Below are 15,724 nucleotides of genomic sequence, written 5' to 3'. Positions count from 1 at the left end.
ACAGGCTCAGAAATCGGTGGGCGCGCCGCCTTCGGTTTTGCGTCGCGCGACAAAGTCAGCCAACGCGTCGCGAATGGCCACGTCCATGGGCGGGGCTTCAAAGCTGCCGATGATGTCCTTGAACATCCGATGCGCCCGCTCCGGCGTCCAGACAGCACCTGCAGCCTCCCAACCTTCGTAGTTTTTCCAATCACTCAAAAAGGGCTGGTAGAACGCGGTCGCGTAACGGTCCTGCGTGTGTTGAATGCCAAAGAAGTGTCCATCGTTGCCGACCGAGGTGATGGCCTCCAGCGCAATATCATCCGGGCCCGTCCCGGTGATGACAGGGTCCATATACCGCTGAATTTGCTGCAAGATCTCGCAATCCATGATGAACTTTTCGGGGCTCGCGATCAGCCCGCCCTCCAGCCAGCCTGCGGCGTGGTAGACCATGTTGCTGCCCGACTGCACTGCGGCCCACAGGCTGTTCGACGTCTCCCACATGGCTTGCCCATCGGGCACATTGGCCGCGCACACGCCAGAGGACCGCATGGGCACCCCGTAGAACCGCGCAAGTTGCCCGGTCATCTGGGTCGCGCGCATATATTCGGGCGTGCCAAAGGCGGGCGCGCCGGACTTCATGTCAACATTGGAGGTGAACGTCCCGATGGCGCAGGGCGCGCCGGGGGCCACGTATTGGAAGAGCGCAATGGCGCACAGCGCCTCGGCAATGGATTGGGCCACGGCACCTGCCATCGTCACCGGGGCCATCGCGCCCGCAAGGGTAAAGGGCGTCACCACAACGGCCTGCCCGCGCCGGATCATACGCAAACACCCGTCGATCATCGGCTGGTCGTGCTTGAGCGGCGAGGTTGAATTTATGTTGGTATACATCCGCGGCGTCGCCTCGAACGCCTCGTGGGTCAGACCGCCCGCGATGCGCACCATCTCCATCACGTCCTCGACCCGCTCCTTTCCCAGCGAATAGGCGTGCATGACCTTGTCGGTCAGGGTCAGCTTGTCAAAGACAACATCCAGGTGGCGCACGCTGGCGTGGATATCGACCGGCTCGACCGGATAGCCACCCGCGAAATGGATGCAGTTGAAGTATTGGGTCAGCTTCAGCAGGTTCGCGCACTTCTCCCGCGTGCCGGGCACCTTGGTGCCAGTCTCCATGTCCCAGTAGTTCGGGGGTGAGGAGACGTTGCCAAACAGAATATGCCCGCCGCCCACGGTGATGGTTCGGTCCGGGTTGCGGGGGGTCAAAGTAAAGGTGGACGGCGCCTTGCCCACCATCTCCATGACGAAATGGCGGTCCATCCGCACAAGGTCACCATTGATCTTGCAGCCAGCCTCGCGCAGGATCTCCAACGCCTCTTCGTTCAGGAACTGAACACCGATCTCTTCGAGAATGCGCATGGCCCCGTCGTGAATGGCCTCCACCCCCTCGGGCAACAGCGGCTCGATCGGAGCATCCGTGACCACAGGTGGGTTCCAGGGCATTTGCTCAATCACCGCTGCGCCACGCCGGGCCGCAGCCCCGGCCCGTCCGCCGCCCCGTGCCCTGCCACGGCTGCGTCCCCGTGGTTGATCCGGTGTTTGGTCAGGTGTCGCGATCTCTGCCATGGAACTGTCCCCCGGTCATCCGTCCGACCCCAAGACAGCGCAGCATCAGGGCGCGCACCGTTCCATTTGCGACCGCTCGTGTCGTTTTTTCCGAGAGAACAGACGATTCCGGTCCGTCAGGGGACGGCAACCTCGTCCAGCCAGGCGGGCAGCGCACCGATATCGGGCAGCACGGCATCGGCAAAAGGTGCCAGCACCTCGCGCGGCGCAAGACCGGTCAGCACGGCAAGCGTGCGCATCCCGGCGGCACGGCCAGCCATCAGGTCATGGGTGCTGTCGCCCACCATGACGACTGTATCCGGCGTCAGTCCAGTCTGCGCGCAGAAGCCCAAAAGCTGCCCAGGCGCGGGTTTGCCACCATAGCCACTGTCGCTGCCTGCAATGAAATCGAACAAACCGTCCACTTGCGCTTCCGCCAGATGCGCGCGGGCGGGCGTTTCGGCGTCATTGGTCGCGACCCCAAGGGCAAGCCCGCGCTCGCGCAAGGCAGTCAGCAAGGGCACAAGAGGCACAGCCTCCGCCTGCGGTGCCCGTGACGCCTCCTGGTTCAGAAGGAGGATCATGTCGTCAGGCGACAGATCCGGAAAATGGGCTGCAAGCTCCGCCGCGATCTCGGTTGGCGTTCCAGCAATCACGATGCTGTCGCGTGCAAATCGGGCGCGCAACAGGTCAAAGCCAATGGCCGCACCCGCCCGCTCGGCCAGGGCCTCGTCCCCTTTGGCTGCCCGGCGCAGAAATGCGGCGGCCCACGCTTCCCACGTCGTGGAAAAGTCAAAGAGCGTGCCGTCCTTGTCAAAGATCACGCCGCGGACCGGCGCAGGTGGTGCAGTCACGTCCAATGCACGTCTCCGCCACCCGGCAGCGCCATGCGTGCCCGCATCGGTGCGTCGTAAGGCAGGCCCTGTGCGTCGCAGAACGCCGTGACCCAGGCATCATCCATCATTATGAAATCCAGAAGCGCGCCCAGAAAGGCGGGATCTCCCACACCCGCGCGCATGTCTGCCTCGCTCGCACCTGTCGCGCCCAGAAAGACGGGCAACATCTCTTCATTGCCCGCCATCCACGCCACGGCCTGCAGCGCGACCACTTCGGCGGATTCTTGCGAATGGGACATCACGTTTGTGCCTTTGCAGTCTGATGGAAACGCTTTGTTAACCTAAACGATCAAGAACCTAACGTACGTCTTTTGTAACGAATTGGAAACGCATCATGCACGGCAAGGTCCTTCTTATCGACCCGATTGCGACAAACCGCATCGTGCTGCGTGTCAAACTGGCGGCCAGTCACTACCACATGGCCCAAGCCGCCTCCGTCGCTGAAGCGATGCAGGTGATGGCGCAAGATCTCCCTGATCTGATCCTGTGCGCAACCGACCTGCCCGATGGTGATCCGCTGCGGCTTCTGAACCGGATGCGCAAGGCTGGCCTGGCGGGCAAGGTTCCGATGATCGCGCTCAGCGGCTGCGATGACAATGCCGAACGCCTGCGCTTGCTGGCCGGTGGGATCGACGATGTGATGCAGAAACCGATCAACGACGCACTCCTGCTGGCGCGCACCCGGTCGATCATCCGGGCCTATGCAACCGCAAGCGAATGGACATTGCGCGAAGGGACATCACGCGCCCTGGGCTTTGCCGAGGCGGCAACGGGTTTTGCCCCGGATCAGTCAGTCCGCATCATCGCCCGCGACGGGGCCAAGGCCGAACCATGGGCGGCGGCGCTCACCCACCGGATGAGCGCACGGATCAGCTTTGCCCGGCCCGCAACCGCTGTGGCCGACCTGGAGCCAGGCCGCGCACCCGACGCGCTTTTGCTGATCGTTGAGCCGAATGAAGGGCCGCAGATGCTGCAACTGCTTGCCACCGTGCGCAGCCAGGCCAGCACGCGGCATTGCGCGATACTCGGTGTAATTGGGTCCGATGACATGACGCTGGGCGCGCAGATGCTCGACATGGGGGCCAACGACATGATGCGCAACACGCGCACCACGGACGAGATGGCCCTGCGGCTTGAGGCACTGCTGAACCGCAAGCGGGTCACCGATGCGCTGCGCGACACGGTGAAATCCGGGATCGAGGCCGCCGTGATCGACCCGCTGACAGGGTTGCACAACCGACGCTATGCCATGCCGCACCTCTCCCGGATCGCGGAACGGGCAGCGCGCACGGGCAAGCCCTATGCGGTGATGGTCGCCGATATGGACCACTTCAAACGGATCAACGACACCATGGGCCATGCGGCGGGCGATGCGGTGCTGATCGAAACCGCACGCCGCCTGCGCGAGAATCTGCGCGCGGTGGATCTGATTGCCCGGATCGGGGGCGAAGAGTTCCTGATCGTCCTGCCCGGCGCGGGCCTGTCAAACGCGCGCAAGGCTGCCAAACGCCTGTGCAACATCATCGAAGCAACCCCGTTCGATGTGCCCGACCAAGCCACTCAAGTGAACGCCACCATGTCGATTGGCATGACCGTGGTCGATCCGGCCCGGGGCGCGAAGACGTCCGTGCCCCACACCCCCGAAACCCTGCTCGACCGGGCGGACCGCGCGCTTTACGGGGCCAAGGCGGAGGGGCGCAACCGCGTCACGCTCGACCGCCCGGCAGCCTAGCGGCGCAGATCAGTCCTTGCGATCGGGCTTGCCACGCCCGCCACCGCGCCGCGCAACCTCGCGGACACGCTGGGCATAGGCGCGCCGTTCCTCAGCAGGCATCTCCGCCACGATCTCCAACCAAGTGGCCTGCGCCACGGCCTGAACGTCGGCGACACCGCGGGACTGACGCAGCAAGACAGCCTCGACCGCCGCGCGATCAAACTCGTCTGCATCAAGGGCCGCCACCATGTCATTATATGCCGCCCGACGCGCGCCGCGGCCGGGCAGGTCCGGATCGTTGCGCACACTGCCAAAGACGCGGCGGCGGTCCTCCTGCGGCAGCGCCATCACATACGGCATCGCATAGCCCATGCCCGGCCCCTTGCCTCCCAGCGGCCCGCCCCGCAACACAAACCCGGCAACCAGTCCAATCACTGCCAGATTGAGCGACAAAGAAAGGCCAAGCAGAAGCTTCAACCAGAGCGGCGCGCGCCGCTCAACTTGCGTGTCACCCATACTCACCCCTCCTCCAGCGCCCAACCAAAGGCATCGAGGCCGAGCTCAGCGTCATAGTAATCATCATATCCAAGTGTCCAAACCAGGTCCGCACCGGTCGAATCCAGCGCCCCCAAACCGACGACAAAGCCAGTGACCGTCGCCGCCATAAGGCCACCGACAGCGCCCCAGCCACCAATGCCCTGTACCATCTGGCGCCACCAAGGAGCCGCAGCCACGGCTCCACCCGGAGCAGGCAGATGGGTCTGTGCATCCGCCAGCACACGGGCCATCAGGTCGGCAGACGGGCCCGGACCGGGATCCGCTGCCAGATCATCCAGCATCTCTTCGATGGTCTTGCCCGGATCGGGCGCGTGTGGGCCTCGGGTCATGTCCTTCATCCTTCATATCCAAGGGCGGCCACCCGCCCTTTCAAGGCCTGCGCCAGCGCGCGCTTGGCACGGGCGGTCAGGCTTTCCACCGCCTCGACACTCACGCCAAGTGCCGCTGCAATCTCTGGGTTCGACGCCCCCTCGAAATGGCGCAATGTCAGCGCCATACGCTGCCGTTCCGGCAGATCTGAAATGGCCGCGCGCAAGGCGGCGTGGCGGGCGGTCTCCTGCAAGCGCGCCTCCGCGCCGGGGCTGGGGTCCTCGGGCTCGGCCACGTCCTCCAGGGCCATCCCTGACCGCGGGCGCTTGCGCAGACGGTCAGTACACAGGTTCGACACCACGCGATAAAGCCATGTCGACACCTGCGCCTCCCCCTCCCGCCACTCGGGCGCGATACGCCACAGGCGCAGCATCGCCTCCTGCACCACATCTTCGGCCTCTGTCGCGTCCCCCAGCATGCGAAAGGCCTGCGCCTGCGCGCGGGGCACAAGGCGGATGGTCAACGCACGCGCCGCCGCCGCATCGCCCCGCGCATAGCGGGCCAGAAGGGCTGCGTCATCCACATCCGGGCGGGCGTCAAGCGGCATGGTCATCGTTTCGGCAAACTGCATGGTCCCGCCCCTGCAAACAAGGGGCGGGACCGCTGACCATCAGTTGTCGCGCTGCTTGGGGCCACGCTTGCGGGCCTCTGACCGCGCCTGCTCGAACTCTTCGGCGGAAATGCCGCCGCTGCTGTCGGCATCCAGACGCTCGAACATCCGTGCCGGATCGCGGCGATTGTTCCGCATCTCTTCCATCGACAACTTACCGTCCTCGTTGGCATCCATCCGGGCCAGAACACGCTCGGCCCGTGTCCTTGCACGCTCTTCGCCACGGGCTTGAAGCTCCTCAACGCTCAAGAACCCGTCACCATCGGTGTCCGCCTCGGCAAAGCGCGCCTGCCCGGCGGCCTGCATCTCCTGCAGGGTCACTTCACCGCTGCCATCCGCGTCCAGCGCGGAAAAGTCTGGACCGCGGTCACGCGCCATGGCCGAAATCGTGGTCACGCCGATAGCCGCTGCGGCGATAGCGGCAATAAATGTGCTGCGTTTCATAGGTGTCTCTCCGTTTTCTTTGCCTCCGAACGGTCGGTTACTTCCGCCGCTCTGTGCCTCTTCAAACGGGAGGGGCCGCAGGTTCCGTCGAAAAAAAATGCACACGCCCCCCAAAGACATCTGGACGCGACATCGGGACGCAAGGACAGATTGTGACATTCCACTCGGCCGACAATCACAGCATGGTGCGCAAATTCCGAGAAAGGTGTTTCCCATGCAGTCCGAGCAGACAAGCCTCACCGACACGCCCGAACGTTCCATGCGCACGGCCCTGCTGCGCGGCTGGCGGCGCAAATGCCCGCGCTGCGGCAACAGCCATGTGCTCAAGGGCTATCTGAAGCTCGCTGATAGCTGCTCTGTCTGCAAGCTGGACTACACGCACGCCCGCGCCGATGACGGCCCTGCCTATCTGACGATCCTGCTGGTCGGGCACCTGATGGCGCCGCTCCTGCATGTGGTGTTTGTCGAATTCCGGCCCGAGCCGCTGGTGCTGTTCACCATTTTTGCAGTTGGCTGCGTGGGCCTGTCGCTTTACCTTTTGCCCAGGTTCAAGGGGGCCATCGTCGGCTTTCAATGGGCGCGGGGCATGGGCGGCTTCGGCCGGCACGGCTAGGTCCAGCACCCCGGGGGGGCGCTGAGCCGCAAGGGGTAAGATGACGGAAACAGACAAGTCCCAGATCCGAAACGCAGCCACCGTGATCGTGCTGCGCGACCGGTTCACGACCCCGCGTATCCTGATGGGCCAGCGCGGGGCCAAGGCGGCGTTCATGCCGAACAAATTCGTCTTTCCGGGCGGCGCGGTGGATGCAGGCGATCATACCGTCCAGCTGGCTTCGCCACTGACGTCCCCGAATGACGCACGGCTGGCCGAGGACGGCGATGCCGGTCTGGTGCCTGCCCTCGCAGCCGCCGCCATTCGCGAGCTTTTCGAGGAAACCGGCCAGATCCTCGGCCAATCGGGCCGTTGGTCCGACGCTCCGCCCGATTGGACACAGTTCGCCTCCACCGGCTACAGGCCCCATGCGGCACCGCTGCAGTTCGTGTTCCGCGCGCTCACGCCTCCGGGCCGTCCCCGGCGCTTTGACGCCCGCTTTTTCCTGATCGACGCCGATGATCTCGCCTCCGAGCCCGATGATTTCAGCCGCGCCTCGGACGAGCTGTCGCATCTGCAATGGGTCGCGCTGGACGAGATCCGCAGCTTCGACATGCCCTTCATCACCGAGGTTGTGCTGGCCGAAATAGCCGCTCGCGTCACCGACCGCACGCCGCCCGACAGCGTGCCCTTCTTCAAAAACAATGACGAAGAAAGCCTGTTCCTGCGTCTGCGCGGTCACCCGATGACAGACTAGATCACCGCAACCAGCAGCAGGATCGACGCCAAAAGCACGCCCATCCCCATCCATTCGCGCAGTTTGATGGTCTCGCGAAAGATCAGCACACTGGCCAGCGCGCTCATCGCCAACTCCACCTGGCCGACGGCTTTGACATAGGCCGCGTTTTGCAGGGTGAAAGCGGTGAACCAGCAAAACGACCCCGCCATCGACATCAGGCCAACCCAAATGGCCACCCGGCGCGCAGACCACACCGCAGCGATCTGCCCCGGCTCGCGCCAGCGCAGCCACAACAGCATCGCCACTGTTTGCATCGCTGTCACCGCCGCCAGGGTCAGGCCCGCCCGCGCCAGCGGATCAGCCAGATCAAGGCTCAGCGACGCTCCCCGGTAGCAGACACCGGAAACTGCAAAGAGCAGCCCAGCCATCACGCCCAAACCAGTGGAGCGATTGGCCAGGTCACGCCACCCCCACCGCGCCATCTCGGGCGGCGCAGACAGCAACAGCACCCCAACCAGCCCAAGGCCGATGGCGGCAAAGCCCCAACCGCTGACCACATCCCCCAGCAGCACCCAACCCACCAGCACGGCCTGAATGCCCTCGGTCTTCTTGAACGTGATCCCAACGGCAAAGTTGCGGGCCTGAAACAGCATCACGGTCGCAACGGTGGCGAGAATCTGTGCCGCACCGCCAAGGGCGCCAAACACCCAGAACCGCCACCCGAACTCCGGCCACACCTGTGCCGTCCAGGTCATATAGAGAATGATCAGCACCAGAACGAGCGGCGAGGAATAGAGAAACCGCGCCAGCGTAGCACCCGACGCGCTCAGCGTGCCCAGCGACAATTGTCGCTGCAGCATGAACCGCAGCGTCTGAAAGAACGCCGCAGCGACGGTGATCGGAATCCAGAGGGCCATGGCCCTCTATGGCCGCTTACCGATCCGAGAACCAGAGCGGATGCGGCACCGGATCCTTGGCCTTCAGAAAGTGACGCGCAAACACCTCTCTGTAAGACCCGTAACGATACCCTTCATTGCACGTCAGGTACCGCTCACGATGCACCCGGTAGAGCGCAGGTAACCGGTACCACGGCACCCGCGGATGCATGTGATGCACCACATGGAAGTTGTTGTCCAGAAACAGAAAGGCGAGCAGCCCGCGATCCTCGACAATCACCGTCCGCGCCCGCGCCTGATGCTCCAAAAACATCCGGATTTCCAGCACCGACAGCGCCGCATAGCACGCCGCCAGATAGACCCAGCCCGTCATCGCACTCACGCTCACCGAAACCAAGACCAGCGCAAAACCCGGCAGATGCACCCCCCACCCGCGCAGCATCTTTTAGTGCCCCACACGGACCGCCCGCCAATCATCACGCATGAAAACAGTCTGCCCCACAAGCGGCCACACGATCATCCGCCCCGCCAGGGTGTTGTTCACCCGCAGCAGAGCCCGCACCAGGACTGGCATCCGCCGCCAAACCGCAGGGTCGATACAGTTGCTCTCAAATTCGTCATAGGGGTCAGTAAGGTTCGCATCCTGATGATGCGCCAGATGCGTATCGCGAAAGCGCACATACGGCACAAACTATCCCGGATTGACCAGCACAGCCAACGCCACCGGCCCGGACCCAAAGCGCCATGTAAACAACCCACAGCCCCCCAACGTGATCCACTCAATCTGCAAGGGGCGATCAAAAGGCAAACGGCGCGATGACCGACGTACAGGCATCGACAAAACTCTCCGGAAAAACCATTCGGAGAATACGGCTACGCCCGGCTGCCGAGAATTCCGAAATGACTTAACAATTCAGCCAAATCGTTACAAAAACGTCATGTGCTGGACATCCTCGACAAGCGCCTGATTGGCACCCAATTCCGCACCTGCCTCACCCCGGCCATTCAGGACCAGAACATGTCACAAAGCGAACTCACCCGCGCCATAGGCACCCTGTCCCTGCATGTCGACACGCTGGTACAGCAAGCCTCCTTCACCGCCCGCGCCCTACCCGATCACCTGCAAAGCCTGCGCACCCTCATCGCCTAAGGGGCCTTTGTCTCGGAGCCAGCATCGCTTGGTCGACGTGGGACAGGAGCGCACGGCTTTGCCAAGCAAAATCGCCGAGGGACCCCGCACCGCGGGGATACGGTCTATTTTCCTTGGCAAAGACGGGCGGTTCTGTCACGCCCAAGACCCTGCGACGCCGGACCCGGGACAAAGGTTTTGTCTTGGTGAAGCGGAAGCCAAAACCAAAAATGTCACGCGCCGCAAGGCGCTCAATCGGATCACCTCACGGCCGCTGCCCGACAGAACGCCCCGCACCCTCAGGCACCGTCAACACAGCATGCGCCGCCGCAATCCGCTCCAACGCCGCCACAATCCCCGGCGCAGGCTCCGACGGCCGCCGCGTCTCCAGGCTCACATGCAGCAGGAAATGCTCCCCGGTCGCCAGCAATCGGTCGTCATCATACATCTCGTGAAACAGATGCAGCTTCTTGCCCGCCCCGGCCAACACCTGCGTGCGTACCTCAATCACAGTGCCTGCATGCACCTCGTCCACATGCCGGATATGCGTCTCGGCGGTGAAGTAGCTGCCCCCCGTCGCAATATACTCCGCATCACACCCGATCAGCGCCATGAAACGGTCGGTCGCATCGCCAAAAGCCTGCAAGTACCGTGCCTCGTTCATGTGCCCATTGTAGTCGGTCCAATCCAGCGGCACCGCCCGGCGCACGGTCAGAATGGGGGCCGAGACATCCTCCAGATCAGCGGCAGAAGCGTCCAAAACGGAACCTGCACGCAACGACGCCTCGTGCCTATTCAAAACCGCACCCGCGCCCCAGTCATTGGCCTTCAGCGCCCGCATCATCGCGACCAGATTGTCATCCCGCGCCGCCAACATCTCCGAAATGCTCATATGCCCCGACTGCGCATCCGACTGCCCGGCAATAAGATCGACAAGGTCATCGGTAAATTCCGGCACATCCATCAACTTGGTCCAGGGCCACTTCAGCGCCGGGCCAAACTGCGCCATGAAATGGCGCATCCCGGCCTCGCCCCCGGCAGTTCGGTAGGTGTCAAACAGCCCCATCTGCGCCCAGCGAATACCAAAACCCATGCGAATGGCCTCGTCGATCTCCTCGGTCGTCGCCACTCCGTCCTTCACCAGCCACAAGGCCTCGCGCCACACCGCTTCAAGGAAGCGATCCGCAATATGCGCATCAATCTCCTTGCGCACATGCAGCGGGTACATCCCCAGCGAAGACAGCGTGGCCTTGGCCCGCTGGATGAGCGGCGCATCCGTAGCCCCCGACGGCACCACCTCGACCAGCGGCATCAGGTAAACCGGGTTGAACGGATGACAGACCATGATCTGCCCGGGCCGCGCCGCGCCGTCCTGCAACTCACTGGGTTTGAACCCGCTGGTGGACGACCCGATGATCGCATCCGCAGGGCACGCTGCCTGCACTGCGGCCAAGGTGCGATGCTTAACGTCTAACCGCTCCGGCACGCTCTCCTGTATCCAGTACGCCCCCGCAACGGCCTCCGCCAAATCAGAATGAAACGACAACGCTCCTTCGCCGGGCAGGGCCACATCCGTCAGGCTCGGCAAAGCGCGCCGCGCCTGCGCCAGCACCGGTGCCAGCTTGGCCTCCGCCTCCGGGTCCGGATCAAAGACCCGCACATCCCACCCGTTCAGCAAAAACCGCGCGGCCCACCCGCCGCCAATCACGCCGCCGCCGATGATGGCGGCGACCTTTGCTACAGGCTCGCCCATGTGTCCGTCCGATATCCGTTGAAATCCAAAACCTGCTCCGCCGCCCGGATCTGATCCGCGCGCGCTTTGCCATCACGGGTCACCACAAAGCCAAAGCGTCCCTCCGGATCGCCCATCGCAGCCGTGTTGTGATCGGGATCAATCCAAAGCACCCAAAGATCGCGACTATCGCCATCCTCATAAGTGAGCCGCAGGATACCCGTCCCAACCGGCGCCACCGCCGCATCCCGCCCGTCGCCTGATGCGCTCCGTTCCCGCCAGACACCTGCCGCAATCTCAAACCCCACCAGAGGCCAGTCACCGGCCCCACTGCGCACAACCTGCCAGCGCCCGTCAAAGCGCGGAAATTCGAACCGCGTGATCGCCCCGATCGGCACCGTGGGATTGCGCAACAGCCGCGCATCATCCGAACCGGTCAGTGACCCCGACGTACAGGCAGCCAGCGAGAATATTGCCAAAAGGTAAACGAAACCCGACCAAAGCGCCCGTTGGGGGTGCACAGGGGGTGCACGCATGGTGCACGGGGGGTGACACCTTGTTCTCACCCCTTCGGCGCCCGCTTCACGAGCCCCAGTTTCGCCCGCACCTCTTCCGGGCCAATCACCCGCGCCCCCATATTCTTGATGATGGTCCCGGCCCGTTCCACAAGCTGCCAGTTCTCCGCCAGCACCCCTTTGCCGAGCCACAGGTTGTCCTCCAAACCCACGCGCACATTGCCCCCGGCAAGCACTGCAGCCGCGACATAAGCCATTTGGTTCCGCCCCAACGAGAACGCGGAAAAGGTCCAATCCTCCGGCACGTTGTTGACCATGGCCATAAAAGTGTTCAGGTCATCCGGCGCGCCCCAAGGCACGCCCATGCACAATTGCACCAGCGCGGGCGCATCCAGAATACCGTCCTTAACCAGTTGTTTTGCATACCATAAATGCCCAGTGTCAAAGGCTTCGATCTCGGGTTTCACCCCCAGATCGGTCATCATCCGCCCCATCGCCGTCAGCATCCCGGGCGTGTTGGTCATCACGTAGTCGGCCTCGGCAAAGTTCATCGTCCCGCAGTCGAGCGTGCAAATCTCCGGCAGGCATTCCGCCACATGCGCCACCCGCGCCGACGCCCCGATCATGTCCGTCCCGTCCTCCTTCAAGGGCAGCGGCGCCTCAGTATCGCCAAACACCATGTCGCCCCCCATTCCCGCGGTCAGGTTCAGCACAACGTCCACATCCGCATCCCGAATACGCTCCGTAACCTCCCGATAATACTCAAGTTTCCGGCTCGGCACCCCCGTCTCCGGGTCGCGCACATGACAATGCACCACCGCGGCCCCCGCCTTCGCAGCCGTAATGGCGCTGTCGGCAATCTGCTTCGGCGAACGCGGCACATGCGGGCTGCGATCCTGCGTCCCCCCCGACCCGGTGACGGCACAGGTTATGAAGACCTCACGGTTCATGGACATCGGCATAACAACCCTCCTTGCATCCCACACCACTTTGCCATCCAAGTCAGGTTCTACTTGTCATAAAACGAAGCAACATGACAAAAATCGCAATTCTCGTGCTGCAAAATACCAACATGCTGTCGCTTGCAACGGCGGTGGACCCGCTCCGTGCGGCCAACCGACAGGCCGGATCGGACCTCTACACCTGGCAATTCCTCACGCCGGACGCAGCACCCGTCGACCTCACCTCTGGACTAATTATCCCCGCCAATCCCATCCACCGTCTGCCAAGCTGCGACATCCTGATCCTCGTCGCAGGCTTCGATCCTGCGGCTCAGACCAGCCCCCGCCTCATCGCAAGCCTTCAGCGCCTCACCGAAAAGAACACCACCCTTCTCGCCATCGACGGCGGCGCCTGGCTGGCGGCCAAGGCCGGGCTGCTCGACACCCACAAGGCCACAACCCATTGGGAAGATTTGCAGATCTTCGCCGAAACCTTCCCCGCCATCACCGTGGAAAATGCACGCTACGTGGTATCAGGTCAGCGCTGGACCAGCGGTGGCGCGGCCCCTGCGCTGGACATGATGCTGCACCTCATCGGCCAGCACCACGGCCCGCAGCTCGCCGCCAAAGTCGCCGCGGGGTTTATCCACATGACCCAGGCCACCCCGTCCGATCCCCAGATCCGGCACCACCCCACAGCAGATCACAACGCAGTCACGGCCCGCGCCCACGCGCTCATGGAGGCGCATCTCGACGCGCCTCTCCCCATCCCGGACATCGCCTCGCGCCTCGGCCTCAGCCCCCGTCGCCTGCAACAACACTTCCAAAAACAGTTCGGCCACAGCCCCAAAGCGCACTACACCACCCTCCGCCTGACAGAAGCACACCGGCTCATCACGACAACGACCCAAGACCTCCACAGCATCGCCCTCGCCACCGGCTTCACAAGCCAATCCAGCCTATCGCGCGCCCACAAGGCTCAGTACGGCCAAAGCCCAAGTGCAACCCGAAACACACTTCACTTTGCCAAATAAACTCCCCCCGGAGGGCCAGGTCGCCAACGCCCAAACCCCTAGCCTATCTGAGTAGGCCAGCCATCCCGCTCCCTTCCCCCGAGGGGAAGGACAGGATGGGGGTCACCGGGAATCACATGCGCTAGCGCATTCAGGTCAGAACGGCATCGGATGGTCGCGGTGAGCATTGTCCAGATCGACCATGACCTCTTCACTCAACGCGACATCGGCAGCACCGATGGCGACCTCAAGCTGCTCCATGGTGGTCGCGCCAAAGATGGCAGAGCACATAAAGGGCCGCGTCAAACACCACGCCAGTGCCATCTGGCTGGGGTCCAGCCCGTGCTTCTGCGCCACGGCAAGATAGGCATCCACCGCCTCGAATGCGCGCGGGGTCTTGCGCCCACCCAGATCCGGGTTCAGCGACAGACGCGAGCCATCTGGCACTGCGCCACCCTGATACTTCCCGGTCAACAGCCCCGTGGCCAATGGGGAAAAAGACAACAGGCCCACATCCTCGTTCAAACTCAGCTCAGCCATGTCCGTGTCATAAAACCGGCACATCAACGAATATTCGTTCTGGACCGAGGCCACACGCGGCCCACCCGTCCGCTCGGATGCAGCCAACCACTGCGCCGTACCCCAGGCACTCTCGTTGGACAGGCCAAAGGCACGGATCGTGCCCCGGTCAACCTCGCGCTGCAGCGCGCCCAGACAATCCTCCATGTTCTGACGCACGGCGACCGTGTCGTGGCCCGACGGATCATAGGCCCAGTTCTGCCGGAACATGTAGCTGCCGCGATTGGGCCAGTGGAACTGGTAAAGATCGATGTAATCGGTCTGCAACCGGCGCAATGATCCCTCGACCGCGCCGGGAATGGTTGCACCGGAAATGTCGGCCCCGTCACGCACGTGCTGCATCCCCGCGCCCGAATGCTTGGAGGCGAGGATCATCCGATCCCGCGCACCGCCGCCCGCAAACCAGTGACCGATGATCTCTTCGGTCCGGCCAATGGTCTCCTTGGCGATGGGGTTCACCGGATACATCTCGGCCGTGTCGACAAAGTCGATACCGGAATCAAGGGCCCGGTCGATCTGTGCGTGGCCCTCCTCCATTGTGTTCTGGGTGCCCCACGTCATGGACCCAAGGCACAACGCGGACACCTCGATCCCTGTACGGCCTAATTTGCGTCGTTCCATGTGCGGTGCTCCTTTGGTCATCAGGCCGACCCTAACGGTGCGCGAAAGAGGGACAAGCCCAAAATCCTGCCCCGCAACATGCAAAATTCATTTGAGAACAAAAATAGAACATCTATACTGATCAGTATGCCGCTGCCCACGTCACTTGCACATCACACCCAGACCCGGACCGCCCCGTGTCTGCCGCTCTTGCCCGAGGGTGCGCAGCACGGGTTGGGCGACGGGCTGGCGCTTGGCCGCGTGCACGAGGCTTGCGGGCCTGCCCGCCACCGCTTTGCCCTGTGGCTGGCGGCCCAAACGACAGGGCCGGTGATCTGGATCAGCCCGGACTGGAACAGCGAAAGCCTGAACCCCTGCGGCATTGCCCCCTTTGTCGATCCGGCACGGCTGCTTCTGGTCCATGCCAGACGCCCCGATGATGTCCTCTGGAGCATGGAAGAGGTGCTGCGGTCGGGTACTGTGCCCCTAGTGATTGCCGACCTGCCGGGCTTGCCCGGCCTGACCCCGGTGCGCCGCATGCACCTGGCCGCCGAAAATGGGGGCGCGGGCAAAGGGGCCGCACCGCTGGCCCTGCTGCTCACCCCCGGCATGGGCGGCGCACAAGGGGTGGAAAGCCGCTGGCACCTTGGCCCTGACCACAGGGGCACGCCCGGGCATTGGCGGCTCACGCGGCTGCGCGCCCGCACGGCTCCCGAACGGGCGTGGGAAGTCACACGCACCCCCGGCCAGCCCCTGCCGCGCATCTCCGGAACGATCAAGGCCGCGTGAGCACCGATTAAACCTCAGGCTAGC

The 15,724-nt window shown here is 63.6% G+C and carries 20 protein-coding genes; 6 read left to right on the top strand and 14 right to left on the bottom strand.

Translation table 11 applies throughout. The features are described 5' to 3' along the window. Positions 1-6 precede the first annotated feature (6 nt). From RA29_RS20140 to RA29_RS20130, 3 genes are all read right to left on the bottom strand, one after another. Positions 7-1,605, bottom strand: a complete 1,599-nt coding sequence (locus RA29_RS20140) for a trimethylamine methyltransferase family protein (protein WP_052249831.1) — start codon at positions 1,603-1,605, stop codon at positions 7-9. Between the two features lie 116 nt (positions 1,606-1,721). Further along, positions 1,722-2,444 (bottom strand): HAD family hydrolase, encoded by a 723-nt coding sequence (locus RA29_RS20135; RefSeq protein ID WP_241462667.1) that lies wholly within the window; start codon positions 2,442-2,444, stop codon positions 1,722-1,724. Continuing rightward, the gene (locus RA29_RS20130) at positions 2,435-2,719 is read right to left on the bottom strand and encodes a DUF3572 domain-containing protein (protein ID WP_039689435.1); all 285 of its coding nucleotides are present in this window, start codon (positions 2,717-2,719) and stop codon (positions 2,435-2,437) included. Before RA29_RS20130 ends, RA29_RS20135 begins: the two co-directional genes overlap by 10 nt. A gap of 95 nt (positions 2,720-2,814) precedes the next feature. Between RA29_RS20130 and RA29_RS20125 the strand changes: the two genes are divergently transcribed. Further along, positions 2,815-4,212 (top strand): diguanylate cyclase, encoded by a 1,398-nt coding sequence (locus tag RA29_RS20125; RefSeq protein WP_039689433.1) that lies wholly within the window; start codon positions 2,815-2,817, stop codon positions 4,210-4,212. A gap of 9 nt (positions 4,213-4,221) precedes the next feature. Here RA29_RS20125 and RA29_RS20120 read toward each other — a convergent pair whose 3' ends face one another. Genes RA29_RS20120 through RA29_RS20105 form a run of 4 tightly spaced genes read right to left on the bottom strand, consistent with a single transcriptional unit; the run spans position 4,222 to position 6,175 of the window. Beyond that, the gene (locus tag RA29_RS20120) at positions 4,222-4,710 is read right to left on the bottom strand and encodes a periplasmic heavy metal sensor (protein WP_052249830.1); all 489 of its coding nucleotides are present in this window, start codon (positions 4,708-4,710) and stop codon (positions 4,222-4,224) included. A 2-nt stretch (positions 4,711-4,712) separates the two neighbouring features. Further along, on the bottom strand, positions 4,713-5,081 hold the full coding sequence (locus RA29_RS22170) for a hypothetical protein (protein WP_152613099.1): 369 nt from the start codon (positions 5,079-5,081) through the stop codon (positions 4,713-4,715). Positions 5,082-5,086: 5 nt separating this feature from the next. After that, complete coding sequence (locus RA29_RS20110) at positions 5,087-5,674, bottom strand: RNA polymerase sigma factor (protein WP_082029645.1); 588 nt, start codon at positions 5,672-5,674, stop codon at positions 5,087-5,089. Positions 5,675-5,731: 57 nt separating this feature from the next. Continuing rightward, complete coding sequence (locus tag RA29_RS20105) at positions 5,732-6,175, bottom strand: EF-hand domain-containing protein (RefSeq protein ID WP_039689429.1); 444 nt, start codon at positions 6,173-6,175, stop codon at positions 5,732-5,734. Positions 6,176-6,389: 214 nt separating this feature from the next. On the opposite strand from RA29_RS20105, the gene RA29_RS20100 reads away from it, so the two are divergent. Beyond that, positions 6,390-6,788 (top strand): DUF983 domain-containing protein, encoded by a 399-nt coding sequence (locus RA29_RS20100; RefSeq protein WP_039689427.1) that lies wholly within the window; start codon positions 6,390-6,392, stop codon positions 6,786-6,788. A 40-nt stretch (positions 6,789-6,828) separates the two neighbouring features. Further along, positions 6,829-7,524: an NUDIX hydrolase gene (locus tag RA29_RS20095; protein WP_039689425.1), complete on the top strand. Its 696-nt coding sequence runs from the start codon at positions 6,829-6,831 to the stop codon at positions 7,522-7,524. Here RA29_RS20095 and RA29_RS20090 read toward each other — a convergent pair. Genes RA29_RS20090 through RA29_RS23695 form a run of 3 tightly spaced genes read right to left on the bottom strand, consistent with a single transcriptional unit; the run spans position 7,521 to position 9,090 of the window. After that, complete coding sequence (locus RA29_RS20090; protein WP_039689424.1) at positions 7,521-8,423, bottom strand: DMT family transporter; 903 nt, start codon at positions 8,421-8,423, stop codon at positions 7,521-7,523. The two genes, RA29_RS20095 and RA29_RS20090, sit on opposite strands and share 4 nt — an antisense overlap. Before the next feature lie 16 nt (positions 8,424-8,439). Beyond that, entirely contained in the window at positions 8,440-8,844 is a 405-nt protein-coding gene (locus RA29_RS23700) for a fatty acid desaturase (protein WP_052249828.1), read from the bottom strand. Positions 8,845-8,847: 3 nt separating this feature from the next. Beyond that, complete coding sequence (locus RA29_RS23695) at positions 8,848-9,090, bottom strand: hypothetical protein (protein WP_052249827.1); 243 nt, start codon at positions 9,088-9,090, stop codon at positions 8,848-8,850. A 252-nt stretch (positions 9,091-9,342) separates the two neighbouring features. Between RA29_RS23695 and RA29_RS20080 the strand changes: the two genes are divergently transcribed. After that, complete coding sequence (locus RA29_RS20080) at positions 9,343-9,552, top strand: hypothetical protein (protein WP_039689422.1); 210 nt, start codon at positions 9,343-9,345, stop codon at positions 9,550-9,552. 244 nt (positions 9,553-9,796) lie between these two features. Here the strand turns inward: RA29_RS20080 and RA29_RS20075 are convergent, their stop codons facing one another. Genes RA29_RS20075 through RA29_RS20065 form a run of 3 tightly spaced genes read right to left on the bottom strand, consistent with a single transcriptional unit; the run spans position 9,797 to position 12,740 of the window. Continuing rightward, the gene (locus RA29_RS20075) at positions 9,797-11,284 is read right to left on the bottom strand and encodes a carnitine 3-dehydrogenase (RefSeq protein ID WP_039689420.1); all 1,488 of its coding nucleotides are present in this window, start codon (positions 11,282-11,284) and stop codon (positions 9,797-9,799) included. Beyond that, positions 11,269-11,799 carry a hypothetical protein gene (locus RA29_RS22155; protein WP_152613098.1) on the bottom strand — a complete coding sequence of 177 codons (531 nt, stop codon included), beginning with the start codon at positions 11,797-11,799 and terminating at the stop codon, positions 11,269-11,271. The genes RA29_RS20075 and RA29_RS22155 overlap by 16 nt, the downstream gene beginning before the upstream one ends. Positions 11,800-11,825: 26 nt before the next feature. Then, the gene (locus RA29_RS20065; RefSeq protein WP_039689418.1) at positions 11,826-12,740 is read right to left on the bottom strand and encodes a 3-keto-5-aminohexanoate cleavage protein; all 915 of its coding nucleotides are present in this window, start codon (positions 12,738-12,740) and stop codon (positions 11,826-11,828) included. A gap of 71 nt (positions 12,741-12,811) precedes the next feature. Here RA29_RS20065 and RA29_RS20060 point away from each other — a divergent pair, with 71 nt between their 5' ends. Next, complete coding sequence (locus RA29_RS20060) at positions 12,812-13,753, top strand: GlxA family transcriptional regulator (protein ID WP_052249825.1); 942 nt, start codon at positions 12,812-12,814, stop codon at positions 13,751-13,753. A gap of 135 nt (positions 13,754-13,888) precedes the next feature. Here the strand turns inward: RA29_RS20060 and RA29_RS20055 are convergent, their stop codons facing one another. Further along, on the bottom strand, positions 13,889-14,932 hold the full coding sequence (locus RA29_RS20055) for an aldo/keto reductase (RefSeq protein WP_039689489.1): 1,044 nt from the start codon (positions 14,930-14,932) through the stop codon (positions 13,889-13,891). Between the two features lie 126 nt (positions 14,933-15,058). Here RA29_RS20055 and RA29_RS20050 point away from each other — a divergent pair, with 126 nt between their 5' ends. Further along, positions 15,059-15,700: a hypothetical protein gene (locus RA29_RS20050; protein WP_052249824.1), complete on the top strand. Its 642-nt coding sequence runs from the start codon at positions 15,059-15,061 to the stop codon at positions 15,698-15,700. The last annotated feature ends 24 nt before the right edge of the window (positions 15,701-15,724 follow it).

The organism is Tateyamaria sp. ANG-S1 (assembly GCF_000814025.1).
Taxonomy (GTDB): Bacteria; Pseudomonadota; Alphaproteobacteria; order Rhodobacterales; family Rhodobacteraceae; genus Tateyamaria.
This window is presented reverse-complemented; position numbering and strand designations above follow the sequence as displayed.

Coding starts and splice junctions, on each gene's coding strand:
- RA29_RS20140 (WP_052249831.1), bottom strand. CDS start 1,605: ATGGCAGAGATCGCGACACCTGACCAAACACCGGATCAACCACGGGGA.
- RA29_RS20130 (WP_039689435.1), bottom strand. CDS start 2,719: ATGTCCCATTCGCAAGAATCCGCCGAAGTGGTCGCGCTGCAGGCCGTG.
- RA29_RS20125 (WP_039689433.1), top strand. CDS start 2,815: ATGCACGGCAAGGTCCTTCTTATCGACCCGATTGCGACAAACCGCATC.
- RA29_RS20120 (WP_052249830.1), bottom strand. CDS start 4,710: ATGGGTGACACGCAAGTTGAGCGGCGCGCGCCGCTCTGGTTGAAGCTT.
- RA29_RS22170 (WP_152613099.1), bottom strand. CDS start 5,081: ATGACCCGAGGCCCACACGCGCCCGATCCGGGCAAGACCATCGAAGAG.
- RA29_RS20110 (WP_082029645.1), bottom strand. CDS start 5,674: ATGACCATGCCGCTTGACGCCCGCCCGGATGTGGATGACGCAGCCCTT.
- RA29_RS20105 (WP_039689429.1), bottom strand. CDS start 6,175: ATGAAACGCAGCACATTTATTGCCGCTATCGCCGCAGCGGCTATCGGC.
- RA29_RS20100 (WP_039689427.1), top strand. CDS start 6,390: ATGCAGTCCGAGCAGACAAGCCTCACCGACACGCCCGAACGTTCCATG.
- RA29_RS20095 (WP_039689425.1), top strand. CDS start 6,829: ATGACGGAAACAGACAAGTCCCAGATCCGAAACGCAGCCACCGTGATC.
- RA29_RS20090 (WP_039689424.1), bottom strand. CDS start 8,423: ATGGCCCTCTGGATTCCGATCACCGTCGCTGCGGCGTTCTTTCAGACG.
- RA29_RS23700 (WP_052249828.1), bottom strand. CDS start 8,844: ATGCTGCGCGGGTGGGGGGTGCATCTGCCGGGTTTTGCGCTGGTCTTG.
- RA29_RS20075 (WP_039689420.1), bottom strand. CDS start 11,284: ATGGGCGAGCCTGTAGCAAAGGTCGCCGCCATCATCGGCGGCGGCGTG.
- RA29_RS22155 (WP_152613098.1), bottom strand. CDS start 11,799: ATGCGTGCACCCCCTGTGCACCCCCAACGGGCGCTTTGGTCGGGTTTC.
- RA29_RS20065 (WP_039689418.1), bottom strand. CDS start 12,740: ATGCCGATGTCCATGAACCGTGAGGTCTTCATAACCTGTGCCGTCACC.
- RA29_RS20060 (WP_052249825.1), top strand. CDS start 12,812: ATGACAAAAATCGCAATTCTCGTGCTGCAAAATACCAACATGCTGTCG.
- RA29_RS20055 (WP_039689489.1), bottom strand. CDS start 14,932: ATGGAACGACGCAAATTAGGCCGTACAGGGATCGAGGTGTCCGCGTTG.
- RA29_RS20050 (WP_052249824.1), top strand. CDS start 15,059: ATGCCGCTGCCCACGTCACTTGCACATCACACCCAGACCCGGACCGCC.